General features: G+C 60.5%; 2 protein-coding genes and 1 pseudogene. All 3 read left to right on the top strand.

Going from position 1 to position 1750, the window contains the following annotated elements:
* Positions 1-368 (top strand): annotated as a pseudogene (locus AKL27_RS28280) (hypothetical protein); the annotation flags it as partial.
* 109 nt (positions 369-477) lie between these two features.
* The gene (gene cobT, locus AKL27_RS26845; protein WP_050465961.1) at positions 478-1512 is read left to right on the top strand and encodes a nicotinate-nucleotide--dimethylbenzimidazole phosphoribosyltransferase; all 1035 of its coding nucleotides are present in this window, start codon (positions 478-480) and stop codon (positions 1510-1512) included.
* 16 nt (positions 1513-1528) lie between these two features.
* Positions 1529-1750: adenosylcobinamide-GDP ribazoletransferase (locus tag AKL27_RS26840; protein ID WP_198156110.1), on the top strand; the 222-nt coding region annotated here is incomplete at its 3' end.

Raw genomic sequence — 1750 nt, 5'->3', positions numbered from 1 at the left:
GACCGCAATGCCGGCTGGAAGTGCTGGCCCAGGCGCCGGTGCAGGTATTTGCCGGCTCCACGGTAGTGGGCGGCAATGCCATCCTCGGCTTGTGGACTGCCAAGGCGCTGGACAAGAGCAGTCTCAAACTGGGTTACCGCATCATGCTCAAGGGCAAGGTGGTACGTCGTGGCGCAGTCACCGGCGGCCAGCTGGAGTGGACTGAAGCCGGTATTGCGATGGTCGGCAAAGTGGCGATCGACGTGCCGGAAGGCGCCAGCGTCCAATGCATCACTTCTTACGAAGATTGCGCCCACCATCAGTTGTGGATCAGCGACCCCAAAAGCGGCATCAACGACACCGCTGCCGCCAAAGCCGACCCTGCATAGCTGACAGCACTGATTTCAGCTTGCCGGCCAGGTGACAGGGCAGGGTGCTCCACATATCTTATATACTGAGCACCTTGCACATTGCATGATCACCTGGCGCGACTGTTCCATGTTCCTTCCTCAGATATCTTTCACTCGCGACGACGCACTGGCCGTCACCTTGCAACGCCTGATTGATGACAAAACCAAGCCGCCGGGCAGTCTCGGGGTGCTGGAATTTGTGGCCATGCAAATCGGCCTGATCCAGCGCACTGTGCAGCCACAGATAAAGCAGCCGGTGATTGTGGTGGTTGCCGGCGATCACGGGGTGGTGGCGGAAAATGTCTCTGCCTATCCGCAAAGCGTGACCTGGCAAATGGTCGAAAATTTCCTGCAACAAGGCGCCGCCATCAATGTATTTGCGCGACAAAACAATTGCGCGCTGCACATCGTCGATGCCGGCGTGAATCACGACTTTGGCGCGCGCGCCGGCTTGCTCGACCGCAAAGTCGCCGCCGGCACCCGTAATTTTGCCGGACAAGCCGCAATGAGCGCCGCGCAGTGCCAGCAGGCACTGGCTGCCGGTATGGCGCTGGTGGCGGAACTGGATGCCGATGTCATCGGATTCGGCGAGATGGGAATCGGCAATACGACCTCGGCGGCGGCCATCATGCACAAGATCACCGGCATTCCGCTGGCCGAGTGTGTCGGTGCCGGCACCGGCCTGGCTCCCGAAGGCGTCCTGCATAAACAACGCGTAATCGAACGTGCCGTGGCGCATCACGCCGAAGTAGCGACCCCGCTCGACATCCTGCAAACCTTCGGCGGTTTTGAAATCGCCATGATCGCCGGCGCCATGCTCAAGGCGGCCGAGCGTCGCATGGTGTTGCTGATTGACGGTTTCATCGTGAGTTCAGCGTTGCTGGTGGCGGCGCAGTTGCAGCCGGCGATTCTCGATTACTGCATTTTTTCGCATTGCTCGGATGAACACGGGCACCGGCGCATGCTGCAACATCTTGCGGCGCGACCGCTGATGCAACTGGACTTGCGTCTGGGCGAAGGCACCGGCAGCGCGCTGGCATTGCCATTGTTGCAGGCGGCGGTCAATTTCCTGCAACAGATGGCGACATTTTCATCGGCGCAAGTCAGCGTCAAGCAAACCTGAGATGACGCACCCGGCCATGCCGCCACCGGCTTTCGGACTGCGCGCTTTGTGCCGCGCAGCGGGCCGCAATGCATTGCATCAGTTGCGCCTGTTTTTTACCGCGTTGCAATTCTTTACGCGCTTGCCGATACCGCGCTGGGTCGGCTTCGATGCCGGCTGGCTGCAACATGCGACGCGTTATTTTCCGGCAGTGGGATTGCTGGTCGGCCTCGTGACGGCCGTGGTCTATGGCCTGGCC

It is taken from the genome of Herbaspirillum autotrophicum (assembly GCF_001189915.1).
Classification (GTDB): domain Bacteria; phylum Pseudomonadota; class Gammaproteobacteria; order Burkholderiales; family Burkholderiaceae_D; genus Herbaspirillum; species Herbaspirillum autotrophicum.
Note: the sequence above shows the minus strand (reverse complement) of the source record. Positions and strands in the feature narration are given on the sequence as shown.

What these genes read in the sequence shown, in the direction of transcription:
- cobT (WP_050465961.1), top strand. Translation starts at nt 478, where the DNA reads ATGTTCCTTCCTCAGATATCTTTCACTCGCGACGACGCACTGGCCGTC.